The sequence below is a fragment of the Streptomyces coryli genome (assembly GCF_011044975.1).
Lineage (GTDB): Bacteria > Actinomycetota > Actinomycetes > Streptomycetales > Streptomycetaceae > Streptomyces > Streptomyces coryli.
This window is the reverse complement of record NZ_JAAKZV010000118.1, coordinates 1-24038: the sequence shown is the minus strand read 5'-3', so window position 1 is coordinate 24038 and position 24038 is coordinate 1. Positions and strand designations below refer to the sequence as shown.

Genomic DNA, 24038 nt, shown 5'->3' with positions numbered 1-24038 from the left:
CACCAAACGAGCGAGGCACGCCCCGCACAAGTCGAGCTCCCCCTCCGGAACTCGGCCCGGCCCACCCACCAACAAGCCCGTCCGGCGCTTGAGGACTCCGTGGCGAAGCCACAGGATGCCGCGCCGCAAGCGCGAGGCCGAGTCGTACGCTCGACGTCATGACCGAGTACCGAACAGAGCACGACTCCATGGGCGAAGTCCGCGTCCCCAAGGACGCGAAATGGCGGGCCCAGACCCAGCGCGCCGTCGAGAACTTCCCCATCTCCGGCCAGCGCCTCGAGCGCGCCCACATCGAGGCCCTCGCCCGTATCAAGGCCGCCGCCGCCAAGGTCAACGCCGAGCTGAACGTCCTCGACAAGGACATCGCCGCCGCGATCCAGGAAGCCGCCGCCGAGGTCGCCAAAGGCACCTGGGACGAGCACTTCCCCGTGGACGTCTTCCAGACCGGCTCCGGCACCTCGTCGAACATGAACACCAACGAGGTCCTCGCCACCCTCGCCGGCGAAAAGCTCGGCGCCGACGTGCATCCCAACGATCACGTCAACGCCAGCCAGTCCTCCAACGACGTCTTCCCGTCGTCCATCCACATCGCCGCCACCGCCGCCGTCACCCATGACCTGATCCCGGCCCTGGTCCACCTCGCCGAGTCCCTCGAGCGCAAGGCGGACGAGTTCAAGGACATCGTCAAATCCGGCCGCACCCACCTGATGGACGCCACCCCGGTCACCCTCGGCCAGGAGTTCGGCGGTTACGCGGCCCAGATCCGGCACGGCATCGCGCGCCTGCACTCCTCCCTCCCCCGCCTCGCCGAGCTTCCCCTCGGCGGTACGGCCGTGGGCACCGGCATCAACACGCCGCCCGGCTTCTCCGCCGCCGTCATCGCCGAGGTGGCCCGCGCCACCGGGCTTCCGCTCACCGAGGCCCGCGATCACTTCGAGGCGCAGGGCGCCCGCGACGGCCTGGTGGAGACGTCGGGCCAGCTCCGTACGATCGCCGTCTCGCTCACCAAGATCTGCAACGACATCCGCTGGATGGGCTCGGGCCCACGCACCGGCCTCGCCGAGATCCACCTGCCCGACCTGCAACCCGGCTCCTCGATCATGCCGGGCAAGGTCAATCCCGTAATCCCGGAGGCGGTGCTCATGGTCGCCGCCCAGGTCACCGGCAATGACGCCACCGTCGCCACCGCCGGCGCCTCCGGGAACTTCGAGCTGAACGTCCAGCTCCCGGTGATGGCGAAGAACCTCCTGGAGTCCATCCGGCTCCTCGCGAACGCCTCCCGCCTCCTCGCCGACCGCACCGTCGACGGCATCACGGCGGACGCGGACCGCGCCCGCGAGTACGCCGAGTCGTCGCCCTCCGTCGTCACGCCGCTGAACCGGTACATCGGCTACGAGGAGGCCGCCAAGGTCGCGAAGAGGTCCCTGGCCGAGCGGAAGACCATCCGGCAGGTCGTCGAGGAGGAGGGTTACGTGTCCCGCGGGCTGCTCACCGCGGAGCAGCTGGACGAGGCGCTGGACGTACTGCGCATGACGCGTCCGTAAGAAAGACATCGCGCATGGCCCGCCCGTGAGACGAGGCCGTGACCCATCCAGCCGATCCCTTGTGCGATGTGCCAGCGTAATATCTAGGGATGACAGCAGCGGACACCTTGCCAGAAACCGGACAGCCCGGCTCCGGGCGCTGGGCGCCGGGGGAGCACATCCTCTGGCGCTATCGCGGCAATGGCTCCGGCGCCGCGGACAGGGTGCACATCTGCCGTCCGGTCACGGTCGTCCACGACGGCCCCGACCACCACGGCCGCGATCTGCTCGCGGTCTGGATGGCGCCGGGCACCGAGTGTGTGCGGCCGGTCATCGACGACGGCACCCCGCTGCACAAGGAGCCGCTCGAGACGCGGTACACGAAGCCGCGCCGGGCGGCGCGCTCGCGCTGGTTCGGGGCGGGGGTGCTGAAGCTGGCGCGGCCGGGTGAGCCGTGGTCGGTGTGGCTGTTCTGGGAGCGGGGCTGGCGCTTCAAGAACTGGTACGTGAATCTCGAGGAGCCGCTGACCCGCTGGCCCGGCGGCGTCGACTCCGAGGACCACTTCCTGGACATCGCGGTCTACCCGGACCGCAGCTGGCAGTGGCGGGACGAGGACGAGTTCGAGCAGGCCCGGCGCACCGGGCTGATGGACGAGGCCACGGCGCTGAAGGTGCTCCGGGCCGGCGAGCAGGCGGTCACCGCCATCCGCGCCTGGGGCTCGCCCTTCACCGACAGCTGGCAGCACTGGCGCCCGGACCCGAACTGGTCCACACCCCGCCTCCCGCACGACTGGGACCAGGTCCCGGCGCGCCCGCGCGCGTAAGCGAGCGCGGCCCGGGGTCGTGGAGATGGTGTGATCCCGCGCGCGTGACTTCGTGAGCCTCTTGATGCGCCTGGGTGTATCAAACGTAGGATCGCCTTCCACAGGATCGATTCACCGACCAACGAGCTCAACACACCGCACTGACAGAAGAATTGGGCGCCACAGCCGGACGGACGGTACGTACAGGTGACGGAGCGCGAGGAGCAGACCGCTGCCCGGGCGGAGGTGCCCGAGCCGCGGACAGCGCTGCGCGCGGATGCCGCCGCCTCCCGCCCGCGCCGCCGGGGCGCCGACAGCACCGAGGGAACCACCGGTGCCGCGCGCCCGCGCCCGGCCGCCGACCCTTCCCCCAGCCCTGCGAGCAGGGAAGACGCCATGCCTCCGGAGCCGGAGGAGGCCGCCGAGTCCGCGCGGCTGCGCTTCGTCGGCTCCGCCACCCGGCGCATCGCCCGCGGCATGGACCTGGACGAGATCGTGCTCGGCCTGTGCCGCTCCGCCGTCCCGGCCTTCGCCGACGGCATCCTCGTCTATCTGCGCGAGCCGCTGCCCGTCGGCGATACGCAGCCGAGCGGCCCGTTCCGGCTGCGGCTGCGGCGCACCGGGCGGCAGGCCGGGGACAGCTCCGATGACGACGCGCTGATGGACCCGTCCGCCGCCGAGCTCGCCGACGTCGTGGACGTGGTCCGCGCCGGCGCCCTCGCGGAGGTGCTGCGCGGCGTCCGCCCCGTCTTCGGCGACACCATCGCCGCCCGCGGCGCGCTCACCGAGCTGCTCGGGCGCGGCAGCCCGCTCGCCGCGGCCCCCGCGAAGAAAGCCCCCGCCGCCGGCCGCCGCGTCATCGTCGCCCCGCTGCGCGGCCGCCGCCGCGTCACCGGCGTCGCGGTCCTCGTCCGCGGCCCGGAGCAGCCGCCGTACGAGCACGACGACCTGCTCGTCGCCGCCCAGCTGGCCACCCATACCGCGCTCGGCGTCGACAAGGCAGTGGTCTACGGCCGGGAGGCGTACATCGCCGACGAGCTGCAGCGCACCATGCTCCCGGAGTCGCTGCCGCAGCCCAACGGCGTGAAGCTGGCGAGCCGTTACCTCCCCGCCGCGGAGACCGCCCGGGTCGGCGGCGACTGGTACGACGCGATCCCGCTGCCCGGCTCCCGGGTCGCCCTGGTCGTCGGCGACGTGATGGGCCACTCCGTCACCTCGGCGGCGATCATGGGCCAGCTCCGTACCACCGCGCAGACCCTCGCCGGCCTCGACCTGCCGCCGCAGGAGGTCCTGCACCACCTCGACGAGCAGGCGCTGCGGCTCGGCGACGACCGGATGGCCACCTGCCTGTACGCGGTCTACGACCCGATCGGCCGCCGCCTCACCCTCGCCAACGCCGGTCACCCGCCGCCCGTTCTGCTGCACAGCGACGGCCGCGCCGAGGTGCTCGACGTGCCGCCGGGTGCCCCGATCGGCGTCGGCGGCGTCAGCTTCACGTCGGTGGAGATGGACGCCCCCGTCGGCTCGACGCTCATCCTCTATACGGACGGCCTGGTCGAGTCCCGCACCTGCGACGTCTCCACCGGCATCGAGCGCCTCTGCGAGCGCCTGACCGACACCTGGCACCGTACGAACGACGCCCACCACCACCCGCCGACCCTCGAACCGCTCTGCGACGAGGTCCTCGACGTCCTCGGCCCCGGCGACCGCGACGACGACATCGCCCTCCTCGCCGCCCGCTTCGACGGCATCGCCCCGAGCTCCGCCGCCCAGTGGGTCCTCGACCCGCAGGCCCAATCCGCCCGCGAGGCCCGCAAACTGGCCCGTGAGGCGCTGGCCGGCTGGGGCCTCTCCGACCTGGAGGACGCCGTCGAACTCCTGGTCAGCGAGGTCGTCACCAACGCCGTCCGCTACGCCCAGCGCCCGGTCACCCTCCGCATGGTCCACACCGACCGCCTCCGCTGCGAGGTCGTCGACGACGTCCCGCAACTCCCCCGCATGCGCCGCGCGGGCCCGGCCGACGAGGGCGGCCGCGGCATGTACCTCGTCAACCGGGTCGCACAGCGGTGGGGCGCGGAACGGCTGAGCGCCGGCAAGGTGGTGTGGTTCGAGATCTAGCCCTTGCGGCGATCTAGTTCTTGCAGCGCGGCAGCGGTGGCAACTCGCCCGCCTGAACCACCGAGTTGACCGCCGTCGCCTCTGCCGACTTCGCCTCGCCCTCGGCGTACGACACCCCGATCGCGTCGTCCCGCGCCTGCGCGTAGCCGTAGCGCGGGGTGACGCGGGTGTATGAGCGGGAGCGGAGGTCGAGGGTCCAGGCTGCCTCCGTCGAGCGCCAGGTGATCAGGTCGCCGCTGACCTGGACCTGGTCCATGCCGTTGACCGCCTCGGGGGCGTCCGCGACCAGTGTGGCCGGGGACTTCCAGCCCGGGCGCCAGACGCGCAGTTCCGTGCCCTGTGCGCCGCCGATCCACGCCCAGGTGCGGCCGTCGGAGGCGGCCAGCCGGACGCCGCGCAGCTTCGCGATCGGCGCGGGCAGCTTCGCGGGCTTGAGGCTGTCGAGGGACGCGGCCGCGAGCCTGACGTCCGTGCCGCCCGCGCCCTTGGCCTGCGGCCACACCAGCAACCCGCCCGCGGCGAACGGGACATCGGCCACGCCCTCGTACAGCGTGTGCCGCTCGCCGCCCTTGCCGAGGTCCTCCGCGTAGACGGCCGACTTCCCGCCGCCGGTCCCCTGCGCCCAGAAGACCCGCCCCGAGCGCACCACCGGCTGCACGAACGGCCCCGGCACCGCCTGCCCCTTGCCGTCCCGGTCCGCCCGCGCGACGACCTTCGACTTGCCGGTCTCCGCGTCCCAGGCCCGCAGCTCCCACGGGCTCTGCGCCTGCCGCCCCTGCACGAGGTCGTACGCCAGCCAGCGCCCGTCGTAGTCGGCGGCGTCGACCTGGTCCTCGACCGGGTCGTCCAGCTCGGCCACATCCCGCCGCTCGCCGTCGGCCGGAACGAACTGCAGCGTCCGCTCGCCGCCTTCGGTGGACTGCACCACCGCCCACGCCGCCCCGGGCCCGACGGCGGTGAGCACCTCGCGGGCGTCCTCCGCCGCGTCGATCTCGCCGTCGCCGAGCGCGGTCCGCCACCCGGCGGGCAGCTTCACGGCGCACGCGCGCTCGCCGCGCTGCGGCGGTCCGGTGGGGGCGGCGGAGGTCGTACGGGCAGGGCTGGACTCGGCCCGGTCCTTGTCGCCGCCGTCTCCTGACGAGCACCCCGCAGCGAGGCAGACGCCCGTCAGGAGGAGGGCTGTTGCCGTGCGCGCTTTACCAGACGTACCCACGGCCACCCATGATGGTGGTGATGGTGTCCGACGAGATAGTGGCCGTACGCGGAACGCTCGCCGCCCACGAGATCACCGAGGTCGGCACGCCGCCCACCGGGTCGCGGTACTGCACGGTCTTCGCGCCGTCGTCGCTGTGGCCGTCGATCGACACCCAGTGGAAGATCTCCCGGTTCGGGTGCCCGACCAGGTGCGGGCCGCCGACGACCTCCCAGGCGTTGCCGGCGATGGCGTAGTCGCCCGTCGTGTTGTGGGTGATGGCGTCGCGGAACGCCGTCTTGTTGGCCGCGGTCGGGGTGTACGGGAGCGCCCGCGGCGCGTAACCGGCGCCCGGCATGCGGTTGTTCAGGACGTCCGGGATCGGATAGCCGGTCGGGTTCGGGACATCGGCGTTGATGCCGTACCAGGCGGTGCCGGCCGTGGTGGTGTTGAGCTCATTGCCCGCCGCGGTCTGCGAGCGGCCGCCGACTTCGTCGTGGGCGGACTGGGTGATGACGAGCGTGGCGGGGCCGCAGTAGTAGGAGTTGATCTGCGACTGCTGGATGGCGCCGGACGACTTGATCGCCTTGGTGCCGTACGCGCCGGCGGATCTGGCCGCCGCGCCCTTGGCGTCCGCGGCCTTCTCGGCGAGCAGCTCCTTCTGCCCGGCCGTCAGCTTCTGCTCCGGCAGGGTGTCGGTGGCGGCCTTGTACTCGCCGACCGCGTCACGGTCGCCGTTGCCCGCGTCGGCCGCGCCCGCCGGGGAGGCGCCGAGGATCGCGGCGGCCGCGAATATCCCGCCGCAGATGCCGCAGGCCAGAGTTCTTCCTCTGGACATGGCTGTCTCCTGTCTGTTCGTGGGGTGAGGCAGGGGACGTGCTAGTCGGAGTCTGACTGGCGTAGACCACTCCGGGAAGGGGGTCTGGCATGTTCTCGTCACAACACCCAAAGATCTTTCACTCCGCTGAAAGCTGCGCTAAAGTGATATCAGTTTGCTAGACCGCAGCCATCCAGAAACGGGGAGCACTATGAGCACCACCAGCGAAGACGCCCTTCCCATGCCGAAGGTCGAGGTTCACGAGACCCCCGCGCACAGCATCGGCGGCGGGCTCGCCCTCCTCCTCGGACTGATCGGCACCCTGCTCGGTATCGGCATGACCATCACCGGCATCGCCCTCAGCACCCGCGACCACCCGGCGGTCGGCATCCCGCTCATCGTCGTCGGCGCGCTGGTCTTCCTCGGCTCGATCTTCGCCATGTCGGGGCTGAACATGGTCGCCCCCGGCGAGGCCCGCGTCGTGCAGTTCTTCGGCCGCTACACCGGCACCATCCGCGACGACGGCCTCCGCTTCGTGAACCCGCTGACCACCCGGCAGAAGATCTCCACCCGGGTGCGCAACCACGAGACCGCGATCCTGAAGGTCAACGACGCCTACGGCAACCCCATCGAGCTCGCCGCCGTCGTCGTCTGGCAGGTCGAGGACACCGCGCAGGCCACCTTCTCGGTGGACGACTACGTCGAGTTCGTGAGCACCCAGACCGAGACCGCGGTCCGGCACATCGCCATCGAATACCCCTACGACGCCCACGACGACAACGAATTGTCGCTGCGCGCCAACGCCGAGGAGATCACCGACAAGCTCGCCGCCGAGCTGACCCTGCGCGTCCAGGCCGCCGGCGTGCACATCATCGAGGCCCGCTTCACGCACCTCGCGTACGCCCCCGAGATCGCCGCCGCGATGCTGCAGCGCCAGCAGGCCGGCGCGGTGGTCGCGGCCCGGCAGCAGATCGTCGACGGCGCGGTCGGGATGGTGGAGTCGGCACTCGCCCGCCTCACCGAGCAGGACCTGGTCGAGCTGGACGAGGAGCGTAAGGCCGCGATGGTGTCCAACCTGATGGTCGTCCTGTGCGGCGACCGCGCGCCCCAGCCGGTCATCAATACGGGGTCCCTGTACCAGTGACGAAACAGCGCAAGCAGGTGCTGCTGCGGCTCGACCCCGCCGTCCACGACGCGCTCGCGCGGTGGGCGGCGGACGAGCTGCGCAGCACGAACGCGCAGGTCGAGTACCTGCTGCGGCAGGCCCTCGCGGCGGCGGGCCGACTCCCGAAGGAGACCGGCCCGCTGCCGCGGCGGGGGCGGCCGCCCAAGGACGGGACTTCCGGTGACTGACTACACACCCCGTCTATACACAGTAGGTATACACACCGTGTAGAGTCCTCGCCATGACCATCGGGCACACACTCCTCGGGCTCCTGGAAGAAGCGGGGCCGCGGCACGGGTACGACCTGAAGCGCGCCTTCGACCAGCGCTTCGGGCACGACCGGCCGCTGCATTACGGGCAGGTCTACTCGACCATGTCCCGGCTGCTGAAGAACGGCCTCGTCGAGGTCGACGGCATAGAGGCAGGCGGCGGCCCGGAGCGCAAGCGGTACGCCATCACCGACGCCGGCATCACCGACGTCGCCGGCTGGCTCACCACCCCGGAGAAGCCGGAGCCGTACCTCTCCTCCACCCTCTACACCAAGGTCGTCCTCGCCCTGCTCACCGGCCGCGACGCCGCCGAGCTGCTGGACACCCAGCGCGCCGAACACCTGCGCCTGATGCGCGAGCTGACCAAGCGCAAGCGCAGCGGCGAGCTCGCCGACCAGCTCATCTGCGACCACGCCCTCTTCCACCTCGAGGCCGACCTGCGCTGGCTGGAACTCACCACCGCCCGCCTCGACAAGCTCGCCGCGGAGGTGCGCGCATGACCACGTCACTCCTCACCGCCACCGGCCTGCGCAAGATCTACTCCGGCACCCCCGCCCTCGACGGCGCCGACTTCGCGATACGGGCCGGGGAAACCGTCGCCGTCATGGGCCCGTCCGGCTCCGGCAAGTCCACGCTGCTGCACTGCCTCGCCGGGATCGTGCCGCCGGACGAGGGCACCATCACGTACGAGGGGCGCGAGCTCTCCGCGATGTCCGACGGCGAGCGCAGCGCGCTGCGCCGCAGCCGGTTCGGCTTCGTCTTCCAGTTCGGCCAGCTGGTCCCGGAGCTGACCTGCGTCGAGAACGTCGCCCTCCCGCTCCGCCTCACCGGCCTGGGCCGCCGCGAGGCCGAACGGGCCGCCAGGCCCTGGCTGGAGCGGCTCGAGGTCGACGACGTCGCGCACCACCGCCCCGGCGAGATCTCCGGCGGCCAGGGCCAGCGCGTCGCGGTCGCCCGCGCGCTCGCCACCACCCCGCGCGTCATCTTCGCCGACGAGCCCACCGGCGCACTGGACTCCCTCAACGGCGAGCGCGTGATGGAGCTGCTGACCGCCGCCGCCCGCGAGACCAGCGCCGCCGTCGTCCTCGTCACCCACGAGGCCCGCGTCGCCGCCTACGCCGACCGCGAGATCGTCGTCCGCGACGGCCGCACCCGCAGCCTGGAGCCCGCCTCGTGACCCTGCTCCAAGACCTCCGGATGGGGCTCGCGTTCGCCTTCCGCGGCGGCAAGGAGGGGTGGACCCGGACCCTGCTGACCGCCGTCGGTGTGGGGTTGGGCGTCGCGCTGCTGCTGCTGACGACCGCGATCCCCGCGGCGCTGCAGGCCCGCGATCAGCGCGGCAACGACCGCAGCGATCTCCAGCCGCAGCAGCTCAAGCACGCCACCGCGACCAGCATTCTGGTCGGCAACGGTGACACCACCTTCGGCGACGACGACATCCACGGGCGCCTGGTGCGGCCCGAGGGCGCGAAGGCGACGCCGCCGCCCGGCCTGGACCGCTACCCCAGGCCGGGCGAGATGGCGGTCTCCCCCGCCCTCGCCGACCGGCTGAACGACAAGGACGCCGGGCTGCTGCGGGACCGCCTCCCGTACAAGATCACCGCCACCATCGGCGACGCCGGACTGGCCGGAGGACCCGCCGAACTCGCCTACTACGCGGGCAGCGACGACCTCAGGTACGGCACCGACAGCGTTCACCGGATCGGTGGCTTCGGCCACGACGCGGTCCCCGGGAGCCTCGACCCCGTCCTGCTCCTGCTCGTCCTGATTGTCTTCGTGGCGCTGCTGATGCCCGTGGCCGTCTTCGTGGCCGCCGCCGTGCGCTTCGGCGGCGAGCGCCGGGACCGCCGGCTGGCCGCGCTGCGCCTGGTCGGCGCGGACGCCGCGATGACCCGCAGGATCGCGGCGGGCGAGGCGGCGGCCGGGGCACTGCTCGGCCTCGTCTTCGGCACCGGCTTCTTCCTCGTCGGGCGGCAAGTCGCGGGCGGCCTCACCGTCCTGAACGTGAGCGTCTTCCCCGCCGACCTGAACCCGGCGCCCTGGCTGGCCGCCCTCGTCGCGGTGGCCGTGCCGGCGGCGGCGGTCGCGGTCACGCTGTTCGCGCTGCGGAATGTGGTCATCGAGCCGCTGGGGGTCGTACGGACCGCCAAGCCAAAGCGCCGCCGGCTGTGGTGGCGGGTGCTGCTGCCGCTCGCCGGCCTGGCCGCGCTGTTTCCCCTGATCGGCAAGGGTGATGATGGCGGCGACTTCAACGCGTATCAGGTCACCACCGGCGTCGTGCTGCTGCTCACCGGCATCACCGCGCTGCTGCCCTGGCTGGTCGAGGCCGTCGTCGCTCGCCTGGGCCGCGGCAACCGGGCCCCCGTCTCCTGGCAACTGGCCGTCCGCCGCCTGCAGCTGAACAGCGGCAGCGCCGCCCGCCTGGTGAACGGCATTGCGGTCGCGGTGGCCGGCGCGGTCGCGCTGCAGATGCTCTTCACCGGCGTGGAGGACGACTACACCAGGCAAACGGGCCAGGACACGGAGCAGGCGCAGATGTGGGTCCGCGCGTCCGGTGCCGGCGGCGCGCACCTCGACGAGCGCCTCGCGGACACCGAGGGCGTACGCGGCACGATCACGCTGAACCGCGTCAGCATTGCCCTCAAGGCCAGGACCGAGAAGAGCACCACCCTGACCGTGGGCACGTGCAAGGCGCTGCGCGAGGTCGCGAACCTGCCGTCGTGCACGGACGGCGACATCTTCTACATCTCCGGCGGCTACTCCGACAAGTACACCAAGCGGATCACGGCCCCCGGCTCGCGCGTCTACCTCGACCCGTCCTACGAGTTCGACAAGGGCAAGGCCGTCCCGTGGCAGATGCCGCGCGGCGCCCGCACGGCGACCAAGAAGCACGCCCCGAACGACATGGCGCGCGAGGGTGTGCTGGCGACCCCGGCCGCGGCCCGCGCCCCGCTGGCGTCGGGCACGATCACCGCGGAGGCGTATGTCCGTACCGACCCGGCCGTGAGCGACGCCGCGGACCAGGTGCGCACCGCTGCCGCCGCGGTCGATCCGCTGACGACGGTGATGACCCTCAACAGCACCGAGGAGTCGAACCAGTTCGCCGGCATCCGCACCGGCCTCTTGGTCGGCGCCGTCTGCGTCCTCCTGCTGATCGGCGCCAGCCTCCTGGTCGGTCAGCTCGAGCAGCTCCGCGAACGCCGCAAGCTGCTCTCCTCCTTGGTCGCCTTCGGCACCAAGCGCAGCACGCTCAGCCTCTCGGTGCTGTGGCAGACGGCGATCCCGGTGGCGCTCGGCCTCACCCTCGCCACCGGAACGGGGGTGGCGCTCGGGGCGGTGCTGCTGAAGATGGCGGCCACGCCGGTCACCGTCGACTGGCCCGCGATCCTGACCATGGCGGCCGCGGGGGGCGCTGTGGTCGCGGCGGTGACGCTGCTCAGCCTGCCACCGCTGATCCGGATGATGCGGGCTGAGGGGCTGCGCACCGAGTAGGAGGGGACGCCGCCCGATGAGCCGCCGGTAATCGGCCCTCTGACCAGGGGCCGATTACCGGGGGCGATCGAGGCTGTGTCACCCTGGACTCTGTCCAACCTCCGGAATGGCCCTAATCCAGGCCAATTCCACCCCTCAAGGAGTAGCGCGTGCTCACCGTTGGTGACCAGTTCCCCACGTACGACCTGACCGCCTGCGTCGACCTCGACGCGGACAAGGCCTTCGCCCAGATCGACCACAAGACCTACGAGGGCAAGTGGAAGGTCGTGTTCTTCTGGCCGAAGGACTTCACCTTCGTGTGTCCCACCGAGATCGCCGCCTTCGGCAAGCTGAACGACGAGTTCGCCGACCGTGACGCGCAGATCCTCGGCGTCTCCGGCGACTCCGAGTTCGTCCACCACGCCTGGCGCAAGGACCACGACGACCTGCGCGACCTGCCGTTCCCGATGCTCGCCGACTCCAAGCACGAGCTGATGCGCGACTGCGGCGTCGAGGGCGAGGACGGCTTCGCGCAGCGCGCCGTCTTCATCGTCGACCCGAACAACGAGATCCAGTTCTCCATGGTGACCGCCGGCTCCGTCGGCCGTAACCCCAAGGAGGTCCTGCGGGTCCTCGACGCGCTGCAGACCGACGAGCTGTGCCCGTGCAACTGGTCCAAGGGCGAGGACACCCTCGACCCGGTCAAGCTGCTGGCCGGTGAGTGACCACCATGGCCCTGTCTGACCTGCGTTCCGCCATACCGGAATATGCCAAGGACCTCCGCCTCAACCTGGGCTCGGTCATCGGCAACAGCGAGCTGCCCGCGCAGCGCCTCTGGGGCACGGTGCTGGCCTGCGCCATCGCCGCCCGCTCGGCGCGCGTGCTGCGCGAGCTGGAGCCGGAAGCAAAGGCGAACCTGTCCGAGGAGGCGTACACCGCCGCCAAGGCCGCCGCGGCCGTGATGGCGATGAACAACGTCTTCTACCGCACCCGGCACCTGATCTCCGACCCGGAGTACGGCAACCTGCGCGCGGGCCTGCGGATGAACGTCATCGGCAACCCGGGCATCGAGAAGGCCGACTTCGAGTTCTTCTCGATCGCCGTCTCCGCCGTCAACGGCTGCGGCCAGTGCCTCGACTCGCACGAGGCCGTCCTCCGCAAGGCGGGCGAGGACCGCGACACGATCCAGGAGGCGTTCAAGATCGCCTCGGTGATCCAGGCGGTCGCGACCGTCATCGACGCGGAGGAAGCCCTCGCGGGCTGACACGCTGTCACCAAGAGCCCGGTAAGCGCTGCTTGCCGGGCTCTTCCCTTACGGTCGATTACGGTAGCCCCCATGTGGCAGAAGATCCTGGCGGCGGCGAAGCGGCCCTACTGGGACCGTCCCGACCCATCCTGGCGCGTCCGCCGCTGGCCGGATCTCTTCGCCTTCTGCATCGCCAATTTCTTCTTCTGGCTCTCCCTCACCCCCTCGCTCGTCCCCCGCCCCTGGCTGCTGCAGGGCGTCATCGGCGGCATCACCGCGGCGATCGGTTACGGGCTCGGAGCCGTCCTCAGCTGGTTCTTCCGCCGGGTGCTGGCGTGGCGGGACTGGCAGCCCAGCGAACAGGCCCGGGCCCGCGGCTGGCAGGTCTGCCTGGTGCTCACGCCCGTCATGGCCGGCTGGCTGATCTCCGAGTCCGCGCACATGCAGCGCGAGCTGCGCGAACTGCAGTCACTGCCGCCGTCGATGGCCTGGCACACGCCGATGATCGCGCTCATCGCGCTCGCGGTCTGCGCCCTGCTGGTGGTGATCGCGCGCTCGATCCGGCTCGGCACCGGCAAGCTGATCCACTGGCTGGGCCGGATGCTCCCGCGCCCGCTGGCCGTCGGCACCGGGCTGGTGCTGTCCGCGATCCTCGTCACCATCGGCCTGCGGGACGTGGTCTTCGACCGCGGCGTCATCGACGTCGCCGACTCCATCGCCGCCAAGACCGACGCCTCCACCAAGGACGGCATCACCCAGTCCGGATCGCGTTACGTCTCCGGCAGCCCCGACTCCCTCATCCCGTGGGACGACCTCGGCTTCCAGGGCCGTAACTTCACCGGCTCGGTGCCGACGAAGCGGCAGCTCGAGCGGGTCACCGGAGCCCCGGCCAAGGACCCGGTCCGGGTATACGTCTCCTCCGCCCACCCGGAGGCGTTCAGCGACGACAGCCGCGACGAGCCGTTCCGCGCCCAGGCCCGCCTCGCCGTCCGCGAACTGCAGCGCACCGGCGCCTTCGACCGCCAAGTGCTCGCCATCGCGGGCACCACCGGTACCGGCTGGGTCAACTCCACGGTCGCCGAGCCGCTGGAGTACATGTACGGCGGCGACACCGCCTTCGTCGCCATCCAGTACTCGTACCTGCCCAGCTGGGTCTCCTTCCTCGTCGACAAGGAGAAGGCGGGCCAGGCGACGAAGGCTCTGGTCACGGCCGTTCGGAAGCATCTGGACACGCTGCCGGCGGACAAGCGGCCCAAGCTGGTGGTCACCGGCGAAAGCCTCGGCGCGTACGCGATGGAGGCCACCTTCGGCACCGCGGAGAAACTGGTCGCGGAGACCGACGGCGCGCTGCTCCTCGGCCCGCCGAACTTCGGCCCGATCTCCACCGAAGTCCGCCGCGACCGCGACCAGGGCAGCCCGGTCTGGCGGCCGGAGTTCGACGAGGGCCGCCATCTCCGCTGGGCGCAGTTCCCGGAGAAGGACTTCAAGCGCCTGAAGGGCCCATGGCGCAACCCGCGCGTCGCCTACCTCCAGAACGCCTCCGACCCGGTGGTCTGGTGGAGCTACGACCTGGCGCTGCAGCGCCCCGAGTGGGTGGACCACCCGCTCGGCCCGGACATCACTCCGGAGGTCAACTGGTTCCCCTTCGTCACCTTCTGGCAGACCTCGGTGGACATGGCCGTCTCCTACGGCGTCCCCGCCCCCCACGGCCACCGCTACGGCACGGGGCCGGTGGAGGGCTGGGCGGAGGTCGTACCCCCGAAGGGCTGGTCGACGGAGGACACCGAACGCCTGAAGAAGTTCTTCGACAAGCGCGAGGCGCCGTACTAGGCAGCTCCACACCTCTCAGTCCAGGTCGGCGCAGCGCTTCTCCTCGGGGTAGAGCGGACGGAAGGCCACGGCGTACGTCAGCTCACCGCCGCTCCAGCGGGTATCCCGGCGGGCCCCCGCCGCCAGCCGGCCGGCCTCCGCCGCGGCCGGGCCGCGCAGCACGCGGCACTGGCCGTCACGGGTCCGCACGCCCTCGGCGAGCGGCGGGCGCAGCGGCCACGGCCGGGGCGTGCGGGTGCCCGCGTCGACGCCGCCGGTGGCCAGGACGGCGAGCGCGGCCGGGCGGTACGGGGCGGTGTCGCGCGGGGGTTGGGGCAGGCCGGCCAGGAAGTCCAGCACCCGGGCACGGGCGCCGTCACCGCCGCCGTCCGGGGCGACCACCTTCGTGACGCGCAGGCCGTCCGGGGTGCGCAGGGCGACCTCGGTGGCGTCGGCGTCGGTCTGACTCCGGTCGTCGTGGAGCGCCGACCGGTCCAGCCCCGCGTCGTACGCGGCCGCGACCAGGGCGCGGTAGCGGGCCTTGGGCAGCCGGTATTCGCGGGCGGCGAACAGCGCGCCGTCGCCGCGCCCGGGCACGACCACCCGGCCGCCTCCGTAGAGCGCGAAGCGCGGCAGCGCCACCCGCTCCCACGGATACGGATTGCTCTGCCGTTCCTCGACCCGCAGCACCAGCACCCGCGGATCGGCCGGCGGCGCGGGCACCTCGGTGCCGGACCCGCCGCCGGGACTCGTTCCGCAGCCGGCCGCGGCGGCGGCGATGAGCACCGCCGCCGCGACCCGTGCCGCGCGTGATGGATGGCGCATGTTCCTTCGACGTGGCAGGCGTCGCTCAGGATTCGGTGAGCGTGTACGTGCCCGAACCCGCCTTGTTGACCAGGACGATGCCGTGGCAGCCGCCCGTGGCCTTGAAGGTGAGCTCCTCCGGCTGGCCGGGGCCGTTGCCGGTGGCCTCGGCCAGCGCGGAGACGCGGCCCAGCACGGCGTTGGACGGATCTGAGTCCATCACGAACACCTCCGCGTCCTGGTCGGCCGCCGACGGCGTCACCGTGATCTTGACGTCCGTGCCGGTCGCCGGGCAGGTGTCCCAGACCGAGACGATGTCGTCGGCGCCGTTCATGGCCTGGGTGGCCGAGCCGGTCAGCAGCTTCCCGCCGTCGGACAGCTCGATCCGGTAGTCGCCGGTGGCGGAGCCGACCGGGCGGACGACCGGGTAGTAGTCGCCCGGGTCGCGCACGCTCGAGTCGACGGCGACGAAGTCGACCGTGTCGCCGGTGGCGAGGCTGCCGGCCAGGAACTGCTGCTGGTCGTGGTCGTCGTAGAGCCTCAGGTCGTAGTCGTTGCCCGCGGGCGGCCGGATCGCCACCACGGACCAGAAGCGATAGGTGGTGTCGAAGCGGTAGTTGTGCTGCGGGTCGGGCGTGGGGGCGAGCCGCGCCGCGCCGTCGGCCAGCTGGAAGCGGAAGCCGTAGTCGATGCCGTTCTGGTAGAGCGCCCCGGCGGGACCTGAGCCGACGTCGTGGCCCTCGGCGCGGCGGTGCTCCCAGAACTCCTTGAAGTTCGCCGACCTGCGGTCCAGGAAGGTGTCCCAGATGGCGTTCTGCGGGTTCTCCGTCCAGTTGTCCCAGTACTGCTCGCCCGCCGGGTCCTTCAGGTCCCACAGGGAGCCGGTGACGCGGCCCTCGGTCTCGTCGGACGGGTCGTAGCCGCTGGTGTTCTCGACCCGCCAGCCGCGGTAGAAGTCGTCGTTGTAGATCGCCATCGGGTAGAAGTTGGCAAAGCCTTCAGTCCAGGCGCAGCCGGCGGAGGACTTGGTGCCCATCGCGTGCGGGCTGCAGTTCGGGTGCTCCGGCATGTTGTCGTCGTAGACGTCGTCCATGACGGCGTGCCCGTACTCGTGCACGGTGTCGGAGCGGTCGTCCGGGGCGGCTTCCTCCAGCCGTACGGTGTTGTCGCCCTCGGTGTAGCGGCTGTTGTCGTTGGAGTCCGTGTCCGGGTAGACGATCTCCATTCGGCGGCAGTCGCCGGTGTCCCGCTCGTCCCAGCACTCGCCGGGCGTCCACTCCTGGGCGTCGTTGGCCATGTCGAAGGCGTGCAGCGTGCGGTGCAGCAGCTGGTTGCCGGGCGCCAGCCGGCCGAAGTCGACGGTGCGGCCGTCCGCGATGTCGTCGCGCTGGGCGGACTGGAATTCGTACGTCGTGCGGCCGAAGAACTCGGACGCCACCCGGGACAGCGGGTTCTCGGTGAGCACCTTGACGTAGACGTCCTGGCCGTTGTGCACGTCGTCGTTGTCGAAGCACATCCGGTAGCGGCCCTGGGCGTCGGTGAGGGCCACGTCGAGCAGGTCGTCGCTGTTCGCGGGGTCCTCGTCCCAGGCCTGCACCTGGATGTTGGGCGACACCCGGCCGGTGCCGGCCTGGTCCTGATAGCCGATGGCGCCGGTGACGCAGGACATCGCCCGCGCGGCGAACGTCGAGGAATCGGAGGTCTTCGGATCGTCGCTGTGCGGCTTGGGCAGCCCTTCGGTGGTGACGGGCTGGAACGCGGCCTTCGCGTCGGACGGCTGGAGCTTCAGACCGGCCGGCAGCGGCGCGAGTTTCCTGGCCGCCGCAGTGGTGTCCAGGCCGAGGCGGGCGGTGCCGGTGGTCTTGCCGACGGTCAGCAGCGACATGTGGCTGTCGTCGTCGAGCGGATTCGCGTCGCCGCCCGCCACGGAGGCGCGCAGCGAGGTGGCCGCGGCGTCGACGCCGCGCACGGTGGCGGTGTAGGTGAGTGTCTTGCCGGCCTTGACGTCGACGGTGCGGGTGGCGCGGTGCACGCCGGCACCGTCCTCGGGGAGCTGCGGGCCGACTTCGGTGACGCGCCAGCCGGCCGGCTCACGCTGCCAGTCCAGCGCGGCCGGCAGGTCGGCCCGCAGCCGGGCACCGGTCACGTCGGCGGCCGCGCTGACCTCGATGGTCAGCCGCGCGGTCCCGCCCACGACCGGCGCCCGGTCGAGCTCGGTCCGCACCTGCACACAGCTCGACCAGTTCTCCGGTATCTCGCAGCTGATGCCCGTACGCGGATCGTCGGCCGGTGCGGCCTGCGCGCCGCCGCCTATGGACGGCACGACAAAGGCGGCGGTGCCGAGCACAACCGGCACCAGCCGCCTCCATGAGCCTCTGTGACCTGACGGTCTGCCAGGTCTTTGCACAGATCTCATAAACCCCCCTTGTTCCGATTCAGTTGGGCAGCATTGAACAAGGGGGTCTGAGCATGACAAAGCCGCTCGTCCTACCTGGCTGAATTGCGACGAACGTTTGACCGGTTCGGGTCAGCGGTGGCGGAGATTCCGCCGGAATGCCCCGTACCGCTAGACCTTGCCCCCCGGCGGCGGCGTCTCGTCCACCGGGGCGGGCGCCGCGGGGGACACCTCGACGATCGTCGAGCCGTGCGGTGAGGAGCCCGGCGGCTGTCGTTCTCGTGCGTACGCCTTCAGATAGCCCACGGCCGTATTGAGCACCGCCACCAGCGGCACCGCGACGACCGCCCCGGCGATCCCGGCGATCAGCGTGCCGGTCGCGACCGCGAGCACCACCGCGAGCGGATGCACCCGCACCATCCGGCCGAGGATGAAGGGCTGCAGCACATGCCCCTCGATCTGCTGCACCAGCAGCACGACGCCGAGCGCGAGCAGTGCGGTGACCAGACCGTTGGTGACGAAGGCGACGACCACGGCGAGCGCCCCGGACACCAGCGCACCCACGATCGGGATGAACGCGAACACAAAGATCAGCACGGCCAGCGGCACCGCCATCGGCACGCCGAGGAAGTAGATCCCGACGCCGATGAAGATCGCGTCGATCAGCGCCACCAGCACCGTCCCGCGTACGTACCCGGTCAGCGTCGCCCACACCCGCGGCCCGGCGCCGGCGACGGCGTCGCGGGCGTCGTGCGGCACGATGTTCAGGCACCAGTTCCAGATCCGCTTGCCGTCGTAGAGCAGGAAGATCGTCGTGAAGGCCGCGATGGCGGCGCCCGACAGGAACTCGACCGCGTACGAGACGCCTTCGAGACCCTTGGAGGTGAGCTCGCTGGTGTTCTCGCCGAGCCAGTCGCTCAGGTTGTTGCCAAGCTCGTTGATCTGGTCCTTGCTGACGTGGAACGGCCCGTCGATCAGCCACTTCTGGGCATCCTCGATGGCCTGCTGCACCCGGTCCGTCAGCTGGTCGGCGTTCTCCATGACCTGCCAGGCCACGAACCAGCCGATCAGCCCGATGGCCACGAAGCCGGAGATGAAGGTGACCGCGGTGGCGAGCCCCTGCCCCAGCCCTATACGCCGCAGCCGGGCCACGGTCGGCTGCAGCAGCGCGGTGATCAGCAGCCCGGCGGAGAACGCGAAGATGACGAGGCTGATCGTGCTGACGATCTGCATCAGCACCCACACCACCCCGGCGAAGACCAGCAGCCGCCAGCCGGCCTCGGCGGCCACCCGCAGCCCCCACGGGATCGCGAGTGCCGGCTCGGGCCGTACGGGCGCGGGCGCCACGGGCGCGGTCGCGGCGGGCGTGGCGGTCTCCGCGGGCTGCGGCTCGGGCTGGTCCGGCTCCGACGACGTCAGCCCGCGCTCGGCGTCGCGCCGCTCGGTGGCGGCACGGCGGTGCTCCGCGAAACGCGAGGCCCGCCCGCTCATCTCGTCGAACCAGTCTGACATCTTCGACATAGCCCCTGACCGTACACAACGAAGACCCCGGACCGTCGTACGGTCCGGGGTCTTCGGGAGCTTTTACGGCTCGCGGGTCAGTACCAGTTGTTGGCCTGCCAGAACGACCACGCGCCGCAGGGGCTGTCGTAGCGCTCGTTCATGTAGTTGAGGCCCCACTTGATCTGCGTGGCCGGGTTCGTCTGCCAGTCGGCGCCTGCGGAGGCCATCTTCGACCCGGGCAGCGCCTGGACCAGGCCGTACGCACCCGAGGACGGGTTCGAGGCCTTGTAGTTCCAGCTGGACTCGTGGTCCACGATGTTGCTGAAGCACTGGAACTGGTCGGCGGGCACCATCTTGCGGGCGATCGCCTGCACCTCGGCCACCGTGTACGAGCTCTGGACGGGGATGTCGGTGCGCTCGGCGGACCGGCTGGCGGTCTTGGCCTCCTCGCGCTCCTTGGCCTCCTGCTCGGCCGCCTCTTTCTTCTCCTCGGCGGCCTGCTTCTTGGCCTCTGCGTCCTCGGCTGCCTTCTTCCGGGCCGCTTCCTCAGCCGCCTTGCGGGCGTCTGCCTGAGCGGCGTCGGCCTGGGCGTCCGCCTGCTGGGTCAGGGAGGCGGTCTGCACGCCCACCTGAGACTTCGCAGGTATGTCGGAGAGGAGCGTCGCGTCTGCGGCGGTTGCCTCGATGTCGTCCGACGAGGAGTCCTGCTGTGCTCCAGCAGCAACGCCCACGACGGCGCCGACCGAGGTGACCGCGGTGGCCGACGCCACTGCGAGTCCCCGGACCGATACCGGCATCCGGTTCACACACATTCCTTCCAGCATCGCCCGCTGACGGTGACCTCGCGGGCGCAATCGTGCCCCTGGCGCAGGCTTCCCTGGTGCGTTGGTCACGGGAAGCGCGGGCCCGGTGAGGGACCTCCCGGTGTGAAGGGAGGGCCCGCGTGGTTCTCGGGCGGCATACGGCGACTCTGTTCAGTTGATGGTGCTCGGTGTTGCTCAAGACGCAGGGGTGCCGTATGCGGGGCCTGACAGGAGCAAGACTCTGCCGGAAGCGGACGCGTTAAGGCAATTCTCCGTTGAGTGGGAAAGCTCACATGCCGTTTGACGTACGAGATGTTCGGGAACCGAGGCGTAGCACTGGGCGCAACAGCTAAGCTGCTGCGCCCAGTTGACCTGCTGGTTTGCTCTGGGTTGCTATGTCCGGTTAGACCCGGCCATCTTCGAGCATTTCGGTCACCAGCGCCGCGATCGGCGAACGCTCCGAACGGTTGAGCGTGATGTGCGCGAAGAGCGGGTGACCCTTCAGCTTCTCAACGACGGCGACCACACCGTCGTATCGGCCTACGCGAAGATTGTCCCGCTGCGCCACGTCGTGGGTGAGCACCACGCGGCTGTTGGCGCCGATCCGCGACAGCACCGTCAGCAGCACGTTCTTCTCCAGCGACTGCGCCTCGTCGACGATGACGAAGGCGTCGTGCAGCGAGCGGCCGCGGATGTGGGTGAGCGGCAGCACCTCGAGCATGCCCCGCGCCACCACCTCCTCGATGACCTCCCGCGAGGTGACGGCGGAGAGCGTGTCGAACACCGCCTGCCCCCACGGGCTCATCTTCTCGGCCTCGGTGCCCGGCAGATAGCCGAGCTCCTGCCCGCCGACCGCGTACAGCGGCCGGAAGACCATCACCTTTTGGTGCTGCCTCCGTTCGAGTACGGATTCGAGCCCGGCGCACAGCGCCAGCGCCGACTTGCCGGTGCCGGCCCGCCCGCCCATGGAGACAATGCCCACATCCGGATCGAGGAGCAGATCCAGCGCCACCCGCTGCTCGGCGCTGCGGCCGTGGATGCCGAACGCCTCGCGGTCGCCGCGGACCAGCTTGATCCGGCCGTCGGGGGTGACGCGGCCGAGTGCGTTGCCGCGCTCGGACTGCAGCACCAACCCGGTGTGCACGGGCAGGCCGTCGGCCTCCGGGACGCTGACGATCTCGTTCTCGAAGAGCTCGTCCACCTGCTCGCCGCTGAGCATCGTCTCGGCCATCCCGGTCCAGCCGGAGTCGGTGATGGCGAGTTCGGCGCGGTACTCCTCGGCGGCGAGGCCGACGGAGGACGCCTTGATGCGCAGCGGCAGGTCCTTGGAGACGACCGTGACGTCGTACCCCTCGGCCTGCAGATTGCGGGCCACAGCCAGAATCCGGGAGTCGTTGTCGCCCAGTCTGAACCCGGTCGGCAGCACCCCCGGGTCGGTGTGGTTGAGCTCCACGCGCAGCGTGCCGCCCAGTTCCCCAATGGGGAGCGGGGCGTCGAGGCGGCCGTGCCGGATCCGGAAATCGTCCAGCAGGCGTAGCGCCTGCCTCGCGAAATAGCCCAGCTCCGGGTGGTGTCGTTTCGCCTCGAGTTCCGTGACCACCACGACGGGAAGCACGACTTCGTGCTCGTCGAAGCGGATCATCGCCCTGGGGTCGGCCAGGAGGACGGAAGTGTCGAGGACGTAGGTGCGCCGGTCGCCCGGCTTGTTGCTTTTCACCACGGGTGGACGAACCCCCTCGTCAAGAGGTTGCGATGCTCGCGTTCGGTGGACCGGTTCCTGACCCTCGTGCTGCACGCACGGGCCGGGGACCGGCCCCTCCGCGTCCTCCGGACGATCCGTTGGACCGTCTCGGGCTCCGTCGTGGTGCAAAGGGCCTCCCGGGCGGGGGCTCATGGACCACCCGCTACGGGCGATATTCCCTCGAACACCGGCGCATATGCAATGGCATGCCGTTGGCGATCGGGTTACGTGTCTTTTAAAAGATCTACGGAGGGCTACAGACCCAGGCGCCGGTTGCGCGCGGCGTAGTCACGAAGGGCGCGCAGGAAGTCCACGCGGCGGAACGCCGGCCAGAAGACATCGCAGAAGTAGTACTCCGAGTGGGCGCTCTGCCAGAGCATGAAGCCGCTCAGCCGCTGCTCCCCGCTGGTGCGGATCACCAGGTCCGGGTCCGGCTGGCCGCGGGTGTAGAGGTGCTCGGCGATGTGCTCGACCTCGACGGTCTCGGCGAGCTCCGCCAGCGGGGTGCCGAGCTCGTTGTGGTGGGCGAGCAGCGAGCGCACCGCGTCCGCGATCTCCTGCCGGCCGCCGTAGCCGACGGCGACGTTCACGAGCAGGCCGGGCTTGTCGGCGGTCGACTGCTCGGCTTCCTTGAGCACCGACTGGGTACGGGCCGGCAGCAGGTCGAGCGCCCCGACGTGGTGCACCCGGCAGCGGCCGTCGGCGGCCAGATCGCGTACGACGTCCTCGATGATGCCGAGCAGCGGCACCAGCTCGTCCTCGGGCCGGTCGAGGTTGTCGGTGGAGAGCAGCCAGAGTGTGACGACCTCGACATCGGTGCCGGAGCACCACTCCACCAGCTCGCGGACCTTCTCCGCGCCGGCCTGGTGGCCCTGCGCGGCGGTCATGCCGTCGGCGCGCGCCCAGCGACGGTTGCCGTCGAGGATGACGCCGATGTGGCCGGGGACCCGGCTGTGGTCCAGGCGCCGCTCGACCCGCCGCTCGTACAGGCGGTAGACGAGGTCGCGCAGGGACTGGCGGGGGCTCGGCGCGTGTCGCATCGACTCATGCATTCCGGGTCTGCCCCTCCAGAAAAGCCAGTGGTCGGTCCCCCTGAAGGCGCCCACCCTACTGGGCGGCACGCCGGATCACTTCAGCGCCTGCCGGAACCGGAGCGAGCGCCACCGTGATAGAGAGATTTTCGTGATGAACGGTTCCCATTTTCTGCCATCAGACTCCCGATATGACGCCATGCGGTACCGCCGTACGGGTCGCAGCGGCCTCAAGCTGCCCGAGATCTCGCTCGGCCTCTGGCACAACTTCGGCGACGACCGCAGCCTGGAGTCGCAGCGCGCGATCCTCCGCCGCGCCTTCGACCTCGGCGTCACCCACTTCGATCTGGCGAACAACTACGGCCCGCCGCCCGGCTCCGCCGAGCTGAACTTCGGCAAGCTCTTCGCGCAGGACTTCCGCCCGTACCGCGACGAGCTGATCCTGTCGACGAAGGCCGGCTATCTGATGCACCCCGGCCCGTACGGGGAGTGGGGCTCGCGGAAGTACCTGCTGTCGTCGCTGGACGCCTCGCTCGCGCGGATGGGCGTCGATTACGTCGACATCTTCTACTCGCACCGCTTCGACCCGGACACCCCGCTCGAGGAGACGATGGGCGCGCTGGCGTCCGCGGTGCAGCAGGGCAAGGCGCTGTACGTCGGGGTGTCCTCGTACAGCAGCGAGCAGACGGCCGAGGCGGCACGGATCCTGCGCGAGATGGGGGTGCGGCCGCTGATCCACCAGCCCTCGTACTCCATGATCAATCGCTGGACCGAGGACGACAGTCTCCTCGACACCCTGGAGGCGGCGGGCATGGGCTGCATCTCCTTCGCGCCGCTGGCGCAGGGGATGCTCACCGACAAGTACCTGCACGGCATCCCGGAGGGCTCGCGCGCCTCGCAGGGCAAGTCGCTCAACCCGGAGCTGCTGACCGAGGAGAACGTGCGCCGGCTGCGCGGGCTCAACGACATCGCGCAGCGGCGCGGGCAGTCGCTCGCCCAGATGGCGCTGCAGTGGGTGCTGCGGGATCCGCGGATGACGTCGGCGCTGATCGGTGCGTCGAGCGTGGCGCAGCTGGAGGCGAATGTCGCCGCGCTGGACGGGCCTGCGCTGACGAAGGAGGAGCTGGCCGAGATCGACACCTTCGCCGTGTCCACGGATGGCGTGAACATCTGGGCCGGGCGGAAGTAGCCGGGCAAAGAAAAACGGGCCGGTCCGAGGGGGGGATTCGGACCGGCCCGAGGGGGGGACCTCCACCATAACCCAGTGTGAAGGCCGACGCGCACTCAACGGGCGGGTTACCTCGAAACGTGCTGACTCAGTAGCTCTCCGTATATGGGCCGGGCGGGT

Annotated in this window: 20 protein-coding genes; 12 read left to right on the top strand and 8 right to left on the bottom strand. The window is 70.9% G+C overall.

The annotated features are described in order from the left end of the window. Nucleotides 1–158: 158 nt before the first annotated feature. The 3 genes from G5C51_RS24055 to G5C51_RS24045 all read left to right on the top strand — a co-directional run bounded on the left by G5C51_RS24055 (nt 159) and on the right by G5C51_RS24045 (nt 4444). Nucleotides 159–1544, top strand: coding sequence for a class II fumarate hydratase (locus G5C51_RS24055; protein ID WP_165240269.1), 1386 nt, complete (start codon nt 159–161; stop codon nt 1542–1544). Between the two features lie 89 nt (nt 1545–1633). Further along, nucleotides 1634–2347, top strand: coding sequence for a cytidylyl-2-hydroxypropylphosphonate hydrolase (gene fomD / locus G5C51_RS24050; protein ID WP_165240268.1), 714 nt, complete (start codon nt 1634–1636; stop codon nt 2345–2347). A 186-nt stretch (nt 2348–2533) separates the two neighbouring features. Beyond that, entirely contained in the window at nt 2534–4444 is a 1911-nt protein-coding gene (locus G5C51_RS24045) for a SpoIIE family protein phosphatase (RefSeq protein ID WP_165240267.1), read from the top strand. A gap of 13 nt (nt 4445–4457) precedes the next feature. Here the strand turns inward: G5C51_RS24045 and G5C51_RS24040 are convergent, their stop codons facing one another. Next, nucleotides 4458–5657, bottom strand: coding sequence for a hypothetical protein (locus G5C51_RS24040; RefSeq protein WP_338118283.1), 1200 nt, complete (start codon nt 5655–5657; stop codon nt 4458–4460). Continuing rightward, nucleotides 5641–6474: a hypothetical protein gene (locus tag G5C51_RS24035; RefSeq protein WP_240929888.1), complete on the bottom strand. Its 834-nt coding sequence runs from the start codon at nt 6472–6474 to the stop codon at nt 5641–5643. The genes G5C51_RS24040 and G5C51_RS24035 overlap by 17 nt, the downstream gene beginning before the upstream one ends. A gap of 190 nt (nt 6475–6664) precedes the next feature. Between G5C51_RS24035 and G5C51_RS24030 the strand changes: the two genes are divergently transcribed. The 8 genes from G5C51_RS24030 to G5C51_RS23995 all read left to right on the top strand — a co-directional run bounded on the left by G5C51_RS24030 (nt 6665) and on the right by G5C51_RS23995 (nt 14434). After that, nucleotides 6665–7597 carry an SPFH domain-containing protein gene (locus G5C51_RS24030; protein ID WP_165240266.1) on the top strand — a complete coding sequence of 311 codons (933 nt, stop codon included), beginning with the start codon at nt 6665–6667 and terminating at the stop codon, nt 7595–7597. Beyond that, the gene (locus tag G5C51_RS24025) at nt 7543–7806 is read left to right on the top strand and encodes a hypothetical protein (protein WP_165240265.1); all 264 of its coding nucleotides are present in this window, start codon (nt 7543–7545) and stop codon (nt 7804–7806) included. The genes G5C51_RS24030 and G5C51_RS24025 overlap by 55 nt, the downstream gene beginning before the upstream one ends. Nucleotides 7807–7859: 53 nt before the next feature. Next, entirely contained in the window at nt 7860–8387 is a 528-nt protein-coding gene (locus G5C51_RS24020; protein ID WP_165240264.1) for a PadR family transcriptional regulator, read from the top strand. Next, a complete protein-coding gene (locus G5C51_RS24015) occupies nt 8384–9064 on the top strand; it encodes an ABC transporter ATP-binding protein (RefSeq protein WP_165240263.1) in 681 nt (226 codons plus the stop codon). Before G5C51_RS24020 ends, G5C51_RS24015 begins: the two co-directional genes overlap by 4 nt. Before the next feature lie 20 nt (nt 9065–9084). Next, entirely contained in the window at nt 9085–11379 is a 2295-nt protein-coding gene (locus G5C51_RS24010) for an ABC transporter permease (RefSeq protein ID WP_165240270.1), read from the top strand. Between the two features lie 149 nt (nt 11380–11528). After that, a complete protein-coding gene (locus G5C51_RS24005) occupies nt 11529–12083 on the top strand; it encodes a redoxin domain-containing protein (RefSeq protein ID WP_165240262.1) in 555 nt (184 codons plus the stop codon). A 5-nt stretch (nt 12084–12088) separates the two neighbouring features. Then, the gene (gene ahpD, locus G5C51_RS24000; RefSeq protein WP_165240261.1) at nt 12089–12622 is read left to right on the top strand and encodes an alkylhydroperoxidase, AhpD family; all 534 of its coding nucleotides are present in this window, start codon (nt 12089–12091) and stop codon (nt 12620–12622) included. Between the two features lie 72 nt (nt 12623–12694). Further along, entirely contained in the window at nt 12695–14434 is a 1740-nt protein-coding gene (locus G5C51_RS23995) for an alpha/beta hydrolase (protein ID WP_165240260.1), read from the top strand. Nucleotides 14435–14449: 15 nt separating this feature from the next. Here G5C51_RS23995 and G5C51_RS23990 read toward each other — a convergent pair whose 3' ends face one another. The 6 genes from G5C51_RS23990 to G5C51_RS23965 form a co-directional block, all read right to left on the bottom strand. After that, nucleotides 14450–15238, bottom strand: a complete 789-nt coding sequence (locus G5C51_RS23990) for a hypothetical protein (protein ID WP_165240259.1) — start codon at nt 15236–15238, stop codon at nt 14450–14452. Between the two features lie 25 nt (nt 15239–15263). Continuing rightward, entirely contained in the window at nt 15264–17573 is a 2310-nt protein-coding gene (locus G5C51_RS23985) for a transthyretin-like family protein (protein WP_165240258.1), read from the bottom strand. A gap of 210 nt (nt 17574–17783) precedes the next feature. Then, a complete protein-coding gene (locus G5C51_RS23980) occupies nt 17784–19133 on the bottom strand; it encodes an AI-2E family transporter (protein WP_165240257.1) in 1350 nt (449 codons plus the stop codon). Between the two features lie 77 nt (nt 19134–19210). After that, entirely contained in the window at nt 19211–19939 is a 729-nt protein-coding gene (locus G5C51_RS23975) for an aggregation-promoting factor C-terminal-like domain-containing protein (protein WP_165240256.1), read from the bottom strand. A 382-nt stretch (nt 19940–20321) separates the two neighbouring features. Next, complete coding sequence (locus G5C51_RS23970; protein ID WP_165240255.1) at nt 20322–21638, bottom strand: PhoH family protein; 1317 nt, start codon at nt 21636–21638, stop codon at nt 20322–20324. A gap of 275 nt (nt 21639–21913) precedes the next feature. After that, on the bottom strand, nt 21914–22699 hold the full coding sequence (locus G5C51_RS23965; RefSeq protein WP_165240254.1) for an isoprenyl transferase: 786 nt from the start codon (nt 22697–22699) through the stop codon (nt 21914–21916). Nucleotides 22700–22844: 145 nt separating this feature from the next. Here G5C51_RS23965 and mgrA point away from each other — a divergent pair, with 145 nt between their 5' ends. Further along, nucleotides 22845–23879 carry an L-glyceraldehyde 3-phosphate reductase gene (gene mgrA / locus G5C51_RS23960; protein WP_165240253.1) on the top strand — a complete coding sequence of 345 codons (1035 nt, stop codon included), beginning with the start codon at nt 22845–22847 and terminating at the stop codon, nt 23877–23879. Nucleotides 23880–24038 lie beyond the last annotated feature (159 nt).